19 protein-coding genes are annotated in these 14,531 nt (G+C 60.6%); 3 read left to right on the forward strand and 16 right to left on the reverse strand.

Going from position 1 to position 14,531, the window contains the following annotated elements:
- Positions 1-105 precede the first annotated feature (105 nt).
- A complete protein-coding gene (gene mscL / locus ACIQ3Q_RS10465; protein ID WP_396269015.1) occupies positions 106-531 on the forward strand; it encodes a large conductance mechanosensitive channel protein MscL in 426 nt (141 codons plus the stop codon).
- 33 nt (positions 532-564) lie between these two features.
- On the opposite strand, the gene pdxA is transcribed toward mscL, so the two are convergent.
- The gene (gene pdxA, locus ACIQ3Q_RS10470) at positions 565-1,629 is read right to left on the reverse strand and encodes a 4-hydroxythreonine-4-phosphate dehydrogenase PdxA (RefSeq protein WP_396269016.1); all 1,065 of its coding nucleotides are present in this window, start codon (positions 1,627-1,629) and stop codon (positions 565-567) included.
- An 11-nt stretch (positions 1,630-1,640) separates the two neighbouring features.
- The gene (locus ACIQ3Q_RS10475) at positions 1,641-2,390 is read right to left on the reverse strand and encodes a Nif3-like dinuclear metal center hexameric protein (RefSeq protein WP_396269017.1); all 750 of its coding nucleotides are present in this window, start codon (positions 2,388-2,390) and stop codon (positions 1,641-1,643) included.
- A gap of 27 nt (positions 2,391-2,417) precedes the next feature.
- Here ACIQ3Q_RS10475 and ACIQ3Q_RS10480 point away from each other — a divergent pair, with 27 nt between their 5' ends.
- A complete protein-coding gene (locus ACIQ3Q_RS10480) occupies positions 2,418-3,608 on the forward strand; it encodes a S1C family serine protease (protein WP_396269018.1) in 1,191 nt (396 codons plus the stop codon).
- A gap of 2 nt (positions 3,609-3,610) precedes the next feature.
- Here the strand turns inward: ACIQ3Q_RS10480 and tatC are convergent, their stop codons facing one another.
- The 12 genes from tatC to argB all read right to left on the reverse strand — a co-directional run bounded on the left by tatC (position 3,611) and on the right by argB (position 10,477).
- Positions 3,611-4,399 carry a twin-arginine translocase subunit TatC gene (tatC, locus tag ACIQ3Q_RS10485; protein ID WP_396269019.1) on the reverse strand — a complete coding sequence of 263 codons (789 nt, stop codon included), beginning with the start codon at positions 4,397-4,399 and terminating at the stop codon, positions 3,611-3,613.
- The gene (gene tatB / locus ACIQ3Q_RS10490; protein ID WP_396269020.1) at positions 4,396-4,893 is read right to left on the reverse strand and encodes a Sec-independent protein translocase protein TatB; all 498 of its coding nucleotides are present in this window, start codon (positions 4,891-4,893) and stop codon (positions 4,396-4,398) included. Before tatB ends, tatC begins: the two co-directional genes overlap by 4 nt.
- A gap of 3 nt (positions 4,894-4,896) precedes the next feature.
- Complete coding sequence (gene tatA / locus ACIQ3Q_RS10495) at positions 4,897-5,133, reverse strand: Sec-independent protein translocase subunit TatA (RefSeq protein WP_396269021.1); 237 nt, start codon at positions 5,131-5,133, stop codon at positions 4,897-4,899.
- 83 nt (positions 5,134-5,216) lie between these two features.
- Positions 5,217-5,567: a histidine triad nucleotide-binding protein gene (locus ACIQ3Q_RS10500; protein ID WP_396269022.1), complete on the reverse strand. Its 351-nt coding sequence runs from the start codon at positions 5,565-5,567 to the stop codon at positions 5,217-5,219.
- A 19-nt stretch (positions 5,568-5,586) separates the two neighbouring features.
- Positions 5,587-5,973: a DUF4870 family protein gene (locus tag ACIQ3Q_RS10505; RefSeq protein WP_396269023.1), complete on the reverse strand. Its 387-nt coding sequence runs from the start codon at positions 5,971-5,973 to the stop codon at positions 5,587-5,589.
- Between the two features lie 2 nt (positions 5,974-5,975).
- Positions 5,976-6,323, reverse strand: coding sequence for a phosphoribosyl-ATP diphosphatase (locus tag ACIQ3Q_RS10510; RefSeq protein WP_210809580.1), 348 nt, complete (start codon positions 6,321-6,323; stop codon positions 5,976-5,978).
- 7 nt (positions 6,324-6,330) lie between these two features.
- Positions 6,331-6,720 (reverse strand): phosphoribosyl-AMP cyclohydrolase, encoded by a 390-nt coding sequence (hisI, locus tag ACIQ3Q_RS10515; RefSeq protein ID WP_210809581.1) that lies wholly within the window; start codon positions 6,718-6,720, stop codon positions 6,331-6,333.
- Positions 6,721-6,765: 45 nt separating this feature from the next.
- The gene (locus ACIQ3Q_RS10520) at positions 6,766-7,239 is read right to left on the reverse strand and encodes an NUDIX domain-containing protein (protein ID WP_396269024.1); all 474 of its coding nucleotides are present in this window, start codon (positions 7,237-7,239) and stop codon (positions 6,766-6,768) included.
- Positions 7,236-8,159 carry an ATP-binding protein gene (locus ACIQ3Q_RS10525; protein ID WP_396269025.1) on the reverse strand — a complete coding sequence of 308 codons (924 nt, stop codon included), beginning with the start codon at positions 8,157-8,159 and terminating at the stop codon, positions 7,236-7,238. Before ACIQ3Q_RS10525 ends, ACIQ3Q_RS10520 begins: the two co-directional genes overlap by 4 nt.
- A gap of 61 nt (positions 8,160-8,220) precedes the next feature.
- Positions 8,221-8,877: a nucleoid occlusion factor SlmA gene (gene slmA, locus ACIQ3Q_RS10530; RefSeq protein WP_396269026.1), complete on the reverse strand. Its 657-nt coding sequence runs from the start codon at positions 8,875-8,877 to the stop codon at positions 8,221-8,223.
- Complete coding sequence (locus ACIQ3Q_RS10535) at positions 8,877-9,578, reverse strand: pyrimidine 5'-nucleotidase (RefSeq protein ID WP_396269027.1); 702 nt, start codon at positions 9,576-9,578, stop codon at positions 8,877-8,879. Before ACIQ3Q_RS10535 ends, slmA begins: the two co-directional genes overlap by 1 nt.
- The gene (argB, locus tag ACIQ3Q_RS10540) at positions 9,575-10,477 is read right to left on the reverse strand and encodes an acetylglutamate kinase (RefSeq protein ID WP_210809587.1); all 903 of its coding nucleotides are present in this window, start codon (positions 10,475-10,477) and stop codon (positions 9,575-9,577) included. Before argB ends, ACIQ3Q_RS10535 begins: the two co-directional genes overlap by 4 nt.
- A 125-nt stretch (positions 10,478-10,602) precedes the next feature.
- Between argB and ACIQ3Q_RS10545 the strand changes: the two genes are divergently transcribed.
- Positions 10,603-10,899, forward strand: a complete 297-nt coding sequence (locus tag ACIQ3Q_RS10545; RefSeq protein ID WP_396269028.1) for a copper-binding protein — start codon at positions 10,603-10,605, stop codon at positions 10,897-10,899.
- A gap of 97 nt (positions 10,900-10,996) precedes the next feature.
- On the opposite strand, the gene ACIQ3Q_RS10550 is transcribed toward ACIQ3Q_RS10545, so the two are convergent.
- Entirely contained in the window at positions 10,997-12,559 is a 1,563-nt protein-coding gene (locus ACIQ3Q_RS10550; RefSeq protein WP_396269029.1) for a S8 family serine peptidase, read from the reverse strand.
- A 566-nt stretch (positions 12,560-13,125) separates the two neighbouring features.
- Positions 13,126-13,650, reverse strand: a complete 525-nt coding sequence (locus tag ACIQ3Q_RS10555; protein WP_396269033.1) for a reverse transcriptase domain-containing protein — start codon at positions 13,648-13,650, stop codon at positions 13,126-13,128.
- Positions 13,651-14,531: the final 881 nt, after the last annotated feature.

The following is a 14,531-nucleotide window of genomic DNA, read 5'->3' on the forward strand; positions in this document are numbered from 1 at the left end:
GAATCGGCGTAAATACCTTTGACACAGCCCCTGTATTCGCCATACTCCCCCCGGCAGTGACTTCCGGGAAAGTCACATCGTCTCAACAACTTAGAGGAGTTTTTCATGAGTTTTGCAACTGAGTTTAAAGAGTTTGCGATGAAGGGCAATGTCGTCGACCTGGCGGTCGGCGTCATCATCGGTGCAGCTTTCGGCAAGATCGTCGATTCCATCGTCGCGGACTTGATCATGCCTTTTGTCAGCATGGTGTTCGGTGGTTTGGACTTTTCCAACTACTTCATCCCGCTGGCAGGGCAAACAGCCACCACCCTGATCGAGGCCAAGAAGGCCGGTGCGGTGTTTGCCTATGGCAGCTTCATCACCGTCGCGCTGAACTTCATCATCTTGGCCTTCATCATCTTCATGATGGTCAAGCAGATCAACCGTCTGAAGAAGGCTGAAGCACCCGCACGCGCCCCTGAGGCTGCGCCGGTGACGCCTGAAGACGTTGTGTTGCTGCGTGAAATTCGTGACGCGCTGAAGAACCGCTAAAGCTTTGCGCCGGGCCTGCGGGCCTGGTCTGCATCAATGGCCCGTCGCCGCATGAGTGAGGCGCCGGGCCATTTGCATGGCGGCTACCAAGCTTGACGCGTCCGCCACGCCCTGGCCGGCAATGTCAAAGGCCGTGCCATGGTCCGGGCTGGTGCGCACCAGCGGCAAGCCCAGGGTCACGTTGACGCCCTGCTCCACGCCCAAGTACTTCACGGGGATGAGACCATGGTCATGGGTCATGGCCAGCACAAAGTCAAACTCGCCAGGGTGACCCGGCGCGTGGCGCGCCCGCATGAACACGGTGTCCGGCGCGAAAGGCCCGGTCACATTCATCCCCAAAGCCCTGGCCTGAGCAATGGCGGGGCTGATGATGTGGATCTCCTCATCGCCAAACAAACCGCCCTCCCCCGCGTGGGGGTTGAGCCCTGCCACGGCGATGCGCGGCGCGGCCATTCCGAAACGCAAAGCGGCCTCGTGGGTGATGCGCAGCGTCTCGACGATGCCCGCCACATCCAGCATCTCGATGGCGCGGCGCAACGACACATGGATGGTGACCAACACCACCCGCAGCTCTTCATTGGCCAGCATCATGCGCACAGGCGGCAGCGGCGCACCCGGCGACACACACAGGGCTTGCAGCATTTCGGTGTGGCCGGGAAAGCTCACGCCAGCGGCCGACAAGGCCTCTTTGTGAATGGGGGCCGTGACGATGCCCGCCCCCTCCCCCGCCCGCACAGCCGCCACCGCTGCTTCAATGCAGCACGCAGCCGCTGCGCCGGCCTCGGCCCGGACCTGCCCCCACGGCAGGTCTGCCAGATGGGCTACCAGGCGAGGCGGCTCCCAAACCCGCAGGGCACCGCTGAGCGTGGCCCGAGCCTGGGCCAAGCTGGCAACGGACTTGCACGACACGAGATCACCGCCCTGGGCTTGCTGCACCACTTGTGCCGCACGCGCCATGACGCCCCGGCTGCCAATCACCACCGCATCGCCCAGCGCCCCGCGTTGGTGAGCCTGGATGATGATCTCCGGACCTATGCCACAGGCGTCGCCCATGGTGACGAGCAAGGGGAGAGCGGGCGATGTGGCGGCGACTGACATAAGCTTGATCTTCAGGCGGGATTGGGGATGTCAATGAATTCGTGCTGTAGGCCGAAGTGCGCAGCCAGGTGCGCCCCCAAGGCGGGTGCGCCATGCCGCTCAGACGCATGGTGGCCGCAGGCGATGAAGGCCACGCCCGTCTCACGCGCCAAGTGCGCTTGCGGCTCGGAGATTTCTCCGGTCAAAAAGGCGTCAGCCCCCGCTGCAATGGCCGCCTCGAAATAGCCCTGGGCGCCACCGCTGCACCAGGCAAGGCGGCGCAGGGCTCGGCCATCGCCCGGCAACACCAGCACATCGCGCTGGGCCACCGCTTGGGCTCGCTGCGCCAAGGCCTGCAGGGTACTGAGGGCACCGGCCTCGCCCACAAAGCCCAAAGCTTGTTCGCCAAAGCGGCTGTCGGCGCGCAGGCCCAGGGCGGCGCCCCACTGGGCGTTGTTGCCCCACTCGGCATGCGCATCCAAAGGCAGGTGATAGGCAAAGAGGTTGATGTCCTGCGCCATCAGGCGCGCCACACGGGCCTTGAGCCAGCCCGTCAGGCGGCCGTCTTGCCCCCGCCAAAACAAGCCATGGTGGACCAGCAGCGCATCGGCCCCTGCAGCCACAGCGGCTTCGATCAAACCCAAGCTGGCGGTGACCCCTGAGACCAGTTTGCGAATCTCGGGGCGCCCCTCCACCTGCAGGCCATTCGGCCCATAATCCTTGAACTTTTCCACCTCCAGCACCTGCCGCAGATAGCGGTCCATCTCGTCGCGTGCCACCATGGGGGTTGTGCTCCTTTGAAAACAGCAATGCGCAGAATCTGGTTGATATTCTCTCAGGCGGTCACCGTGGCGGTGGCCATCCTCTTTGTGCTGATGACCTTCAAGCCGCAATGGCTGGAGCAGCCTCAGCGCTGGATGCAGCCTGGCTTGAACACCAGCCATCCCGCCGCGCCTGTGCTGCAAGTGGCGCAAGCGGCCTCTGGGGTCACCGCTACCCAGCCCTTGAGCGCCGCCGCCCAGCGCGCCGCGCCCGCTGTGGTGAGTGTGACCACCAGCAAGCACGCCCGCACTGCCAGACAAGGGGACCCTTGGTTCCATTACTTTTTTGGCCAGCGCGGTGGGCAACAAGCCCCCGAAGCGCCAGAGGGCCTGGGCTCGGGCGTGATCGTCAGCCCTGACGGCTATTTGCTCACCAACAACCATGTGGTGGAGGGGGCAGACGGCATCACGGTGCGTTTGTCAGACGGCCGAGAAGTCAGCGCCACTTTGGTCGGTGCCGACCCTGAGACTGATGTGGCGGTGTTGAAGATCAATGCAGATCGGCTGCCCGTCATCACCTTAGGCTCGCTGAGCCAGTTGCATGTGGGCGACGCGGTGCTGGCCATTGGCAACCCGTTCAACGTGGGCCAGACCGTCACTTCGGGCATCGTCAGCGCCTTGGGCCGCAGTGGTTTGGGGCTGTCCACCTTTGAGAATTTCATTCAGACCGATGCGGCCATCAACCCTGGGAACTCGGGGGGCGCGCTGGTAGATGCCTCGGGCAATTTGGTGGGCATCAACACCGCCATTTATTCGCGCAGCGGCGGTAGCCTGGGCATTGGTTTTGCCATTCCTGTTGATTTGGCGAGGCAAGTCATGGACAGCCTGATCAAGGACGGTCAGGTCACGCGAGGCTGGATGGGCGTGCAGCCGCGCGAGTTGGACCCTGACTTTGTACAAAGCTTCAAGCTGCCGATCTCAGAGGGTGTGCTCATCACCGGTGTGTTGCAAGATGGCCCTGCCAGCCAAGCAGGGCTGAAGCCAGGCGATGTGGTGGTGCGTATCCAGGGGCAGCCCGTGCGCAGCGTGTCGGAATTGCTCAGCACCGTGGCGGCCATCACGCCGGGCACCGAAGCGCTGATCGGCGTTCAACGGGGTGAACAGGCCCTGGAGATCAAGGTGACCATTGCCAAGCGGCCCAAGACACAGCGGCGCCGCAGTGGCGGCGGCAACGAATAAAGCTACTTGGCCGCAGCGTCTTCTGGGGCCTTGGTGTGCTTGTTGAACAAGCCCGCCGCGATGATGCCGACCTCGTAGAGGATGCACATCGGGATGGCCAAGGCCAACTGCGACACCACGTCCGGCGGCGTGATGATGGCTGCGATCACGAAGGCCAGCACGATGAAATAGCCTCGGAACTCCTTGAGCTTCTCGATGCTGACAATGCCCATGCGCGCGAGCACCACCACCACCACCGGCACCTCAAAAGCGGCTCCGAACGCAATGAACATGGACATCACAAAGCCCAGGTAGGCCTCAATGTCAGGCGCTGCCGTCACGCTTTCGGCCGTGAAGCTCTGGATGAAGGTAAAGACCTTGCCAAAAACAAAGAAATAGCAAAACGCCACACCGCTGTAGAACAGCAGGGTGCTGGACACCACCAGCGGCAAGACCAAGCGTCTTTCATGAGCGTAGAGCCCCGGCGCCACAAAGCCCCAGGCTTGGTAGAGCACCACGGGCAAGGCAATCATGAAGGCCGCAATCATGGTGACCTTCAGCGGCACCATGAAGGGCGACAGCACGCCCGTTGCAATCAGCTTGGCCCCTCCGGTCAGCGAGGCCACCAGCGGAGCAGCCAGCAAGTCGGTCAGCACAGGCTTGCCCACGAATCCCCACTGCCAAGCGGACAGTGCAACGAACACCACCGCCACCGCAATCAAGGCCTTGACTAGCCGGTCTCGCAGCTCGATCAGGTGAGAAACAAAAGGGGCTTCTGTGCCTTCGAGTTCGTCAGGCTTGTGGTCACTCATCGGGGACTTCCAGGCCGCGCAGGCCTGAAGCGCGCCACCCGGGCCGCCCCCGACTGCACGTGGGTTCGCACGCCCTGCCGCTGCTTAAACCACCGCGGCGTGGCGCTGCGCTTGACGCGCCAATTCTTTTTAGGATGCTGATAGCTGGGCGGCGCTGGCGTCCAGTAGTCAGACCCAGAACCGGAAGCGTCACTGCCAATGCCAGCCGTGGCCTCGCTCCAGCTTTGCTCAAAGCTGCTGCTGGCTTCATTGACCTCACGGTGCACCGTCTGCTCGACATCCCGAGCAGCGTTTTCGAACTGAGACTTCATTTTCTGAAGCTCTTCGAGTTCGATCGAACGGTTGACCTCGGCCTTGACATCAGACACATAGCGCTGCGCCTTGCCAATGAAAAAGCCCACCGTGCGGGCCACGCGCGGCAACTTCTCAGGGCCGATCACGATCAGCGCGACCGCTCCGATCAGCGCCAGCTTGTCAAAGCCAAAGTCAATCATGCATCAAGACTTGGTCTTGGCGTCGACGTCAACGGTGTTGGTGTCAGTCGCCTTGTTGGCCGTAACTTGCTGCGGAGGGGCCGCTTCAGGCTCCCCTTCAGTGCCGCCCTTGACGCCATCCTTGAAACCCTTCACCGCCTGACCCAAGTCAGAGCCCACGTTTTTGAGCTTCTTGGTACCAAAAATCAGCACCACAACGATCAACACGATCAGCCAATGCCAAATGCTGAACGAACCCATAGTCATTCTCCAGTCTAGGAAACAGTCAATTCTAGTCGGCCACTGATGCTGGCCCGATGTCTCGCCTTAAATGCCCTGAGCCATCAACCCCGACTCCAGGGTCTGGGCCCGCCCATGACATGCATGTGCAGATGCAGGACCTCTTGGTGCCCATCATGCCCGGTATTGATGACTTGTCTGAAGCCGTTGTTCACGCCCAACTCCGACATCAGCGTGGGGACTAGCGTCATCATGCGGCCCAGCACCTGCGCGTCAGCAGGCGTGACCTGGGCCATCGACACGATGTGGCGCTTAGGAATCACCAAAATGTGAACCGGCGCCCAGGGCGCAATGTCGTGGAAGGCGAGGATGTCCTCGTCTTCATAGACCTTCTTGGCCGGGATCTGGCCTGCAATGATTTTGCAGAAGATGCAGTGGGGGTCGGCGTGGCTCATGGCAGGGTCGACGTCGGTGTCAGGTGGGCATGGCTCGGCGGTCGTTCAGGGCCAGCCAGCCCCGCACCACGCGGTAGAGGAACCACAGCGAAATGATGAGCCAAGCCACCATGCCGGGAACAACCAACAGCAAGAAGAGCGGCGATGTGATGAGGTAGAGGCCAAAGGCCCACAGCACGCTGCGGATGCGCCACGCGAAATGGCTTTCTTGCCAAGTGCCTCGGGCGTCGTCTTTCTTGAACAGGTCAATGAAAAAGGCCACCACCAGCAACAAGATGCTGGGCTGGAAACCCGGCACCACAGCGCCCACCGCGACGATGCCGTGCAGCAAGTAGCTGATCATGCCGATGGTGCGCAGCGAGGACTCGCGCTCGGGGCTCAACACCACCTGGGGGGCTTCATCCATGCTCAAGCTCCTTCGCTCTCACGTTGTTGGGCTTTGCGGGCCGCAAATTCTTCCAGGCCAGACAGGCCTTCACGGCGCTCCAGCTCGGCCAAGACCTCGGCTGGGCTCAAGCCGAAGTGGGCCAAGGCCACCAGGCTGTGAAACCACAGGTCGGCCACCTCGTAAACGATCTTGGTTTTGTCGCCATCTTTGGCGGCCATCACCGTCTCGCAGGCTTCTTCGCCCACCTTTTTCAGAATAGCGTCCGTACCCTTGTGGAACAGGCGCGCCACATAGCTTTTGTCAGGGTCGCCGCCACGGCGGCTCTCGATCACGGCCGCCAAGCGTTCCAGGGTGTCGTTGGAGTTCATGGCCACCTTATTTGTAGATGGAAGCCGGATCTTTCAAGACCGGGTCCACAGATTTCCACTCGCCATCTTCCAAACGCTCATAAAAGCAGCTGTGACGGCCAGTGTGGCAGGCAATGCCAGGCTCATGCCCCAGTTGGGTGATCTTGAGCAGCACCACGTCTTGGTCGCAGTCGAGGCGGATCTCATGCACCTGCTGCACATGGCCAGATTCTTCGCCCTTGGCCCACAGCTTGTTGCGCGAGCGGCTCCAGTAGACGGCCTGCATGCGCTCGGCCGTCAAGGCCAGTGCTTCACGGTTCATCCATGCAAACATCAGCACATCGCCCGTCGAGGCTTCTTGCGCGATGGCGGGCACCAGCCCCTCTTTGTCCCAACGGACCTTGTCCAACCAATTCATGGCGAAAGTGTAGCCGTCAGACAGAGTCCGCCTCGTGACAGGCGCTCAATCTCGGTGCGTTGGCCCGACAAAGCCGCGCTCTGCCGCGAACCATTGCAAGACAGGAATGGTGCCGGGCAGCACCGGTTGGCTGGCCACAGGCAGCGTCTCCCACGCCATGCTTTGGCGCTCCCGCATCTCGAACTCGCCCGTCCAGTCAAAGACCTTATGAAAGTGCAGGCGCACGCGGGCATGGGGATAGTCCATCACCAACTGCTGCCAAGGGTGGCTCTCGCCAATGGTGATGCCCAGCTCTTCTTGCAGCTCGCGGCGCAGCGCTTGGTGCACGGTTTCGCCAGCCTCCAGCTTGCCGCCCGGAAACTCCCAGTAGCCCGCGTAGACCTTGCCTTGTGGGCGCGAGGTCAACAAGAAGGCCGCTTCTTGGCCCGAAGCCTCCCGACGCACCAAGACGCCAACGGCGACCTCCACGGGCACGCGGTCCCCGGGCTGCGCCGGGCCGGTGACGATGGACGCGCTCATGCTGGCCGCAGGGCCAAGGCCCGGCGCCCCGCCCAGTCACGCGCAAATTGCCCCGCCACTCGGCCAGAGCGCGATCCGCGCTCCAGCGCAAAGATCAGCGCCTCGGGCCGCGCGGCCTCAATATCGGCGGCTTCCACACCCAGGTGTTGTAACCATTGGGCCACGATGGCCAGGTACTCGTCTTGGCTGAAGGGGTAGAAGCTGATCCACAGGCCAAAGCGCTCCGACAGCGAGATCTTTTCTTCGACCGCTTCCCCGGGGTGCAACTCACCCTCGTCGGTATAGCTCGCACCCAAGTTGTCCTTCATCTTTTCGGGCAAGAGGTGGCGGCGGTTGCTGGTGGCATAGATCAGCAGGTTCTCACTGCTGGCAGCCACCGTGCCATCCAGCATGGACTTCAAGGCCTTGTAGCCAGCTTCGCCCTCTTCAAAGCTGAGGTCGTCGCAAAAGATGATGAAGCGCTCGGGGCGATCGGCCACCAACTCGGCAATATCGGGCAGGTCGGTCAGCTCGGCCTTGTCGACCTCGATCAAGCGCAAGCCCTGGGCCGCAAACTCATTCAGGCACGCTTTGATCAAGGAGCTTTTGCCCGTGCCCCGCGCCCCGGTGAGCAGCACATTGTTGGCCGGCGAGCCCGCCACAAACTGCGCGGTATTGCGCAAGAGGCGGTCGCGTTGGCCGTCGATTTCTTTGAGGTCAGACAGGCGAATGTCGGCCACATGCTTGACGGGCTCCAACACCGCCAAGCCCTGACGGCGCCGATAGCGAAAGGCCACCGAAGCGGACCAATCGGGTGCGCTCAAGGGCTTGGGCAAGATGCCTTCTAGGCGAGACAGCACGGCCTCAGCTCGAAAAAGCAAAGCATTCAAGGCCTCGGCACTCAGGGCCGACGCAAAGGGGGAAAGGACAGGCTCAGTCATGGGCCCAGAGTTTAGGGCCTGCCTAGCATGAGCCCGGGCACTGCAGGCCGCTTGCCTTCGATCAGGCCAGCAGCGTCAAGGCCACATCCAACTGCTCGGTGGGCATGCGCTTGAAACCCGAGCGTGCGTAGCGCTGCAGGCGGCCCATGATGAAGGCCGTGATCGCCGAGGCTTGGCCATTCGCGTCGACCGTGGGGGTGGCTGAGCCTTGGTGCTCGGCTGCGCCACGCAGGCACTGGCGCAACTGCGATTCGACCCGGTCAAAGAACTGGTTCATGCGGGCGATCAGGCGTTCGTTCTCGAACACCAGCGCGTCGCCCACCATCACCCGCGTCATCCCGGGGTTCTTCTCACCAAACTGCAGCAGCACATGGGTGATGCGACGCGCTTGTTGCTGAGCATCGGGTTCGCGTTCGCTGATCTGGTTGATGAGCGTGAAGATGCTGGACTCGATGAACTCGATCAGCCCTTCGAACATTTGCGCCTTGCTGGCGAAGTGGCGGTAGAGCGCCGCTTCACTCACAGAGAGCTTGGCTGCCAAGGCCGCAGTGGTGATGCGGTCTGCGCCCGGCTGCTCCAACATCGAGGCCAAGGCCTGCAGGATCTGCACCCGGCGCTCGCCCGGCTTGGGCCGCTTGCGCGCAGGCGCGGCGGCTTCTTCAGCGGGGCTGTGGTCTGCGGCGGGGGCCGGATCGGCAGGGTCAGGCAAATCGGACATCACAGCACCCGGTGCAACTGTTGGAGCTTAGAGATTCTTGCATAGACATAGGCCGGTTTGCGGTGCAGGTAAACACCGACCTCCGGGCCGTGTGCATGGTGCTTGAGCCAGCGTTGCATCCACACCGTGCGCATCCCCACCCGGTGGGCCGCCTTCTGGTGCAGCAGGGTATCTTCCACCAAGATGCAAGACCTCGGGTGAACCCCTAGGCGCGCGGCTAACGCACGGAACATGCGGGCATCTGGCTTGGGCCGCAGTTGGCCAAACATCTGCATCTGCTCAATGCCAATGATCTCGTCAAACAAGCCGTCCATGCCCAGGGCGCGCAGCACACGCCGAGCATAGCCCTGGCCTGCATTGGTGAGGATGATCTTGCGCCCAGGCAAACGGCGCAGGGCAGCGATGTCATGGGAGTGGGTGACGACCTCCTGCTCCAGCGTGGGGAAGCGATGCGTCTCGTCCACAAAGTCGCGCACCACCACGCCGTGGTGGCGGATCAAGCCCAGCAGCGTGGAGCCGTAGCGCGCCCAATAGTGGGCCCGCAAGTGGTCAGCCTCGGCCCAGCTCACCTGCAAGCGCTCGGCGATGTAGGCATTCATCGCCCCGTCAAAGTGCTTGAAGGCGGAGGCTCCCGCGTTGTGCAGGGTGTTGTCGAGGTCGAACAGCCAGACCGGCCCGGTGCGACGCGCCAAGGCGCTCACCGCGCCCGGATCATGGTGCCATAGGCCTGATCGGTGAGGATCTCCAGCAGCATGGCGTGCGGCACGCGGCCGTCGATGATGTGCACGGCATTGACGCCACTCTTGGCGGCATCCAAAGCGCCGGCGATCTTGGGCAGCATGCCACCCGAGATGGTGCCGTCGGCAAACAACTCGTCAATGCGCTTGGCCGTCAGGTCGGTCAGCAATTGGCCCTGCTTGTCGAGCACACCGGTGATGTTGGTCAGCATCAAGAGCTTTTCGGCCTTCAGCACCGTCGCCAGCTTGGCGGCCACCACATCGGCGTTGATGTTGTAGCTCTCGTTGTTCTCGCCAAAGCCGATGGGGCTGATGACAGGGATGAAGGCGTCGTCTTGCAGGGCCTTCACCACGCTGGGGTCGATGCTGTCGATCTCGCCCACTTGGCCCACATCGTGCTCCTTGGTGGGGTCGTCTTTGTCCAGCATCTTGAGCTTTTTGGCGCGGATCATGCCGCCATCGCGGCCGGTCAGGCCCACGGCCTTGCCACCAGCCGCATTGATCAAGCCGACGATGTCTTGCTGCACCTCGCCGCCCAGCACCCACTCCACCACTTCCATGGTTTCTTCGTCGGTGACACGCATGCCCTGGATGAAAGTGCCCTTCTTGCCCAGGCGGTTCAGCGCGTCGTCAATTTGCGGCCCGCCGCCGTGCACCACCACCGGGTTCATGCCCACCAGCTTGAGCAAGACCACGTCTTCGGCAAAGTCCTGCTGCAGCTCAGGGTCGGTCATGGCATTGCCGCCGTACTTGATCACCAAGGTCTTGCCGTGGAACTTGCGGATGTAAGGCAGGGCTTGGGCCAGGATTTCGGCCTTCTCGCGGGGCAGGATGTGGTCTATCGAGGTGGTGGCAGCAGTCATGGTGTCAAAAGGCTCGAAGTGGGTTGATCGTTGCGTTGCCCCAAGGCGTGGCAACATTGGCCCCATTCTAGGAGCCTGTCTTCCGGCTGCCGTGCTGCTGCGTTAATGGATGGAAAGGAATCACCGTGAACCACCTCACCTCTCTCACGCTTCGTCGCTCCCTGACCGCACTGGCTCTCAGCGCCACCGCGCTGTGGGCGCAGGCCGCCGAGGGCGAGATCAAGAAGATCGACAAGGCGCAAGCCAAAGTCACCCTCAAGCATGGTGAGATCAAAAACCTCGACATGCCGCCCATGACCATGGCCTTCAAAGCCAAGCCAGCCCAGTTGCTGGAAGGTCTGAATGAAGGCGACCGCGTCAGCTTTACCGCCGACAAGGTGGATGGCCAGTACGTGGTGACGCAAATCAAAAAACTGCCCTGATCACCCTCGCCACTTGCCAATAGAAAAGGGGTCCCTCGCGGGACCCCTTCTTGCGTCCGGGGGCAGTGGTCTGCCCTCCAGCGCTCTCCTCAGCACATTATTTGCCGCAGCCCTTTTGCTTGATGCGGTCGAAGGCAGCCTTGGCTTGGACCAGACCCCAGCCAAACGAAGTGTCACGACCGGCAGTGCCCAAGTCCAAAGCGCTCTTGTTCAGAGAAGCGCGGATTTGCTCGCCCGTGCAAGTGGGGTAATGGCTCCACACCATTGCAGCCACGGCGGCCACGTGCGGCGTGGCCATCGAGGTGCCGTCGAACTCAGCGTAGTTGGAGGCGGTGACCGTCAAGGTAGCCGACTGGCCCACCTGCGCCACCATGGCCGCGCCTTCCACATCAGTGGCCGTGACCGATGGAATGGTGGTGGCAGTGCCACCCAAAGTTCCACCAAAGCCGCCCGCGATGTTGTTGTAAACAATCGCGCCCACGCCACCGCTGTTCTGGCAGTTCAGCACCTTCTCAGAGAAAGCGATCTCGCCGCGTTGGATCAAGCACACCTTGCCGGCCATGGCCGTGTCCACCACCTTGCCCAGGCCGAAGTTGGCCAAAGGAGCAGTGACTGTGCCATTGGGCGAGCCCGCCATGCCACCTGGGGCATAAGCGGTGGCACCCACGTTCAGTGCGGAATTGGTGCCCTTGCCCATGGGCACGGTCGACAGCACGGCCACGGCAGGGCCGGCGATTTCCACGTCTTTATTGCGCTGAGACGCGGTATAGAGCGCCTTGTTCATGTCCACGCCACCGACCGACACCACCGACTTATAGCCCGCAGGGTAAGAGGTCTTGGTGTTGCCGCCATTGCCAGCTGCTGCAATGCTCAAGATACCTGCGGCTTGCAGGTCAGCAAACACCTTGCTTTCCAGCGGGTTGTTCAAAGAGCCACCCAGCGACATGCTGATGATGTTGGCGCCAGCAGCCTGGCACTTCTTCGCAGCATTGGACAGCGTCGAGGAGTAAGCCCAGCCGTCAGCACCGAACACCTTGACGATGTGCAGCTTCAGCTTCTTGTTGGGGTTCACGCCCACCACACCCACGCCGCTGTTATTGATGGCGGCAATGGTGCCGGCCACGTGCGTGCCGTGGCTGTTTTCGTCGGTGTACCACCAGCCGGTGCCAGAGTCGAACTCGCCGGTCACGTCGTTGCCAGCCAAGTCTTCGTGGCTGTTGTCATAGCCAGAGTCAATGATGCACAGCTTACGGTTCGCGGCATTGGCATCCAGGTTGGGCACCAAGTCCGCTTGCACCAGCTTGATGCCGTAGGGGGTCTTTTGACCCGCCATGTAGGGAGGCGCCGAAGGTGTGCTGGTCGACAGTGCGTAACGAGGTGCATCGATGGACACATCAGCAATAGCAGCGTGACCACGCAAGGAAGCCAGCGCCTTGGTCGGCACTTCAGCGGCCACTGAGCCGCCACCGAGCATTTCCAGCTTGACCTTGCCACCCAGCATGGCCAGCGCCTTGCGTGCTGCCGCTTCGGCTTGCGCCTCAGACTTGAACTCCACGATGACGCGGGTAGTGTCAGCGGCTTGGGCCATGCCCATGGTCGCCAGGGCCAGGCCCAATGCTGCGGAAATGCGGGTGAACCGCAGGGTCGACTTGATCGTCATTCAGCTTCTCCAGCTACAACAAAGTTTTGATATGCACCGAGGCGTTTGCTCTGCGTCGCACTCTGAAAAACTGCGACTCAAAACAATGCTCTTGTGAACAAGGCGCGAGTGTCACGGCCGCCTAGGGCGGCGTCAACGCCACTCCCCATGATCAAGGGGTCGGCCGGAGTGCTCAAACGCGTGAATTAGTCGCACATCAGGGGAAAACACCGAGCCGCAAGCGTCCCGCTGGGATTGGGCACGCGCTCATGCCCAATGGGGGCCACTGCAGCGGTGAAGAAGTGGGGTGGTAGGCCGTATAGGACTTGAACCTATGACCAAAGGATTATGAGTTTGGTCTGGACAATGCGTGCAGAGGGAAGTGTACTGGATCCTTGCGTAGCGCAGAAGAGATGAAAGTACTTGGGTGACAGTAACTTAGCGAAGTTTGCCGGAATCGGTCAAAGCTGATGACTGTACCGCTGGTGTGCCCCAAGCGCACAAGAAGAACACCGTGGTCGATCTGTTGACCCTAGGCGTCTCCGCAGGCGGTTGCCGATTCAGGTGAGACTGCAGGCCAACTAGCCTTAAGTGCCGCTTTTCAGCATGCCTCTTATTTCCCCAAATGCCATCTTCGCAAAGGAGTTCTCCGGCTCAACTTGAAGCCAATATGCTAGCCTTCCAAGCAGCTCTGGCAAAGCATTATGGTTTTGGCGGTTTTTTATAATGTACTCTGTCGCGCCGAGCTTAATTGCCAAATGCGCCTGTTGGCGCACCTCACGACGGAACTCCCTGGGCGCTCGCATCTTACCGGAACTAACATCCACTCCAGCAATAATTTTCCGACGCCCATCGACTATCAATACTCTCTTCTTGGGATTCACAAGAAAGCCTGAATCTGCGATACAGGCATCAACGATGCCCGAGAAACCAGCGGGAATAGATTCGGCAGAAAATGCCATATCATCTGCATACCTTGTGTAAGTCACACCATATTCATTTGATGCGCATGCCAGCCTATTGTCCATATACCTCAGCAGAATATTACTGAGTATTGGACTAGTTGCGCCCCCCTGAGGCAACGCATCATCTAAACAGCATATCCGGCCCAGGAAATAGGATACTTCAGGTGCATACCCGACTTATTTGAAATATCCAATTACTCGCTCTACAGGTATTGAAGGAAAAAAGTCTTTAAGGTCGATTTTTAGCAATTCCTTGCCGGCGAGGTGTTTTCTAGCATTGGAAATTATGCTTCGGCCACCCACGTAACCATGGGCAGCCACATGCACCTTTTCATGGGAAAGGATATTCCGGACAATCCATCGTTGACATTGAAGTAACGTCGGGTATGGTGCGGAAATTTGCCTATACCCACCTGATCGCTTTGGTATATCGAAACTTCGATAGTGTGAGCCCGAAGAAAAAACAACCGACGCTAGGTATCTTGGCGTAACGCCAAGCAACAAGCAAAGATGATGAAAACTAAAGATAGCGGGGAGGTCACGACTTGCTAGCCCGCCTGCGTACGCCGATAGTACTTTTGCCCGCAACTCGGGCAACCCAAAATCCAAAAATTGGGTGTACCATTGCTCAGCGGAAGATAGTTTTTGGGGATGCCTTGGCAAGCTACATACTCATCTAAATATTGAGCATGTTAGACCGAGCACCGGTAGGAGCGCAGGTCTAACATGCATGTCCAGCTCGGGAACCGAGCTGGACTTACTATGCCGGCTATGCCGGCACAGTCAGGCAAATGCGACCCTAAGTCACATCGGAGCGAATCAACTCCTTGCGCTAGCTCACCAAGGCACCAGTAGTATGCCATTACTGAGCTGCATCTGCAATTTTTTTCAGAAGACTTCTCCTGATTAGGCATGAAGCTCAGCAAGGCTCATCTGGTGAGCCTGTAGCCTGAGAAGCTGGCGGTGTTCTTTCAAGGAGCCGCCACCATGTCGATCAACCGAGTGCAGTTTCAGAGTGGGATGTCGAT

This window comes from Ideonella sp., assembly GCF_044358605.1.
Classification (GTDB): Bacteria; Pseudomonadota; Gammaproteobacteria; order Burkholderiales; family Burkholderiaceae_C; genus Ideonella.

Bases quoted from the DNA above. Each gene is read 5' to 3' on its own strand.
- mscL (WP_396269015.1), top strand. From the start codon at position 106: ATGAGTTTTGCAACTGAGTTTAAAGAGTTTGCGATGAAGGGCAATGTC.
- pdxA (WP_396269016.1), bottom strand. From the start codon at position 1,629: ATGTCAGTCGCCGCCACATCGCCCGCTCTCCCCTTGCTCGTCACCATG.
- ACIQ3Q_RS10475 (WP_396269017.1), bottom strand. From the start codon at position 2,390: ATGGTGGCACGCGACGAGATGGACCGCTATCTGCGGCAGGTGCTGGAG.
- ACIQ3Q_RS10480 (WP_396269018.1), top strand. From the start codon at position 2,418: ATGCGCAGAATCTGGTTGATATTCTCTCAGGCGGTCACCGTGGCGGTG.
- tatC (WP_396269019.1), bottom strand. From the start codon at position 4,399: ATGAGTGACCACAAGCCTGACGAACTCGAAGGCACAGAAGCCCCTTTT.
- tatB (WP_396269020.1), bottom strand. From the start codon at position 4,893: ATGATTGACTTTGGCTTTGACAAGCTGGCGCTGATCGGAGCGGTCGCG.
- tatA (WP_396269021.1), bottom strand. From the start codon at position 5,133: ATGGGTTCGTTCAGCATTTGGCATTGGCTGATCGTGTTGATCGTTGTG.
- ACIQ3Q_RS10500 (WP_396269022.1), bottom strand. From the start codon at position 5,567: ATGAGCCACGCCGACCCCCACTGCATCTTCTGCAAAATCATTGCAGGC.
- ACIQ3Q_RS10505 (WP_396269023.1), bottom strand. From the start codon at position 5,973: ATGGATGAAGCCCCCCAGGTGGTGTTGAGCCCCGAGCGCGAGTCCTCG.
- ACIQ3Q_RS10510 (WP_210809580.1), bottom strand. From the start codon at position 6,323: ATGAACTCCAACGACACCCTGGAACGCTTGGCGGCCGTGATCGAGAGC.
- hisI (WP_210809581.1), bottom strand. From the start codon at position 6,720: ATGAATTGGTTGGACAAGGTCCGTTGGGACAAAGAGGGGCTGGTGCCC.
- ACIQ3Q_RS10520 (WP_396269024.1), bottom strand. From the start codon at position 7,239: ATGAGCGCGTCCATCGTCACCGGCCCGGCGCAGCCCGGGGACCGCGTG.
- ACIQ3Q_RS10525 (WP_396269025.1), bottom strand. From the start codon at position 8,159: ATGACTGAGCCTGTCCTTTCCCCCTTTGCGTCGGCCCTGAGTGCCGAG.
- slmA (WP_396269026.1), bottom strand. From the start codon at position 8,877: ATGTCCGATTTGCCTGACCCTGCCGATCCGGCCCCCGCCGCAGACCAC.
- argB (WP_210809587.1), bottom strand. From the start codon at position 10,477: ATGACTGCTGCCACCACCTCGATAGACCACATCCTGCCCCGCGAGAAG.
- ACIQ3Q_RS10550 (WP_396269029.1), bottom strand. From the start codon at position 12,559: ATGACGATCAAGTCGACCCTGCGGTTCACCCGCATTTCCGCAGCATTG.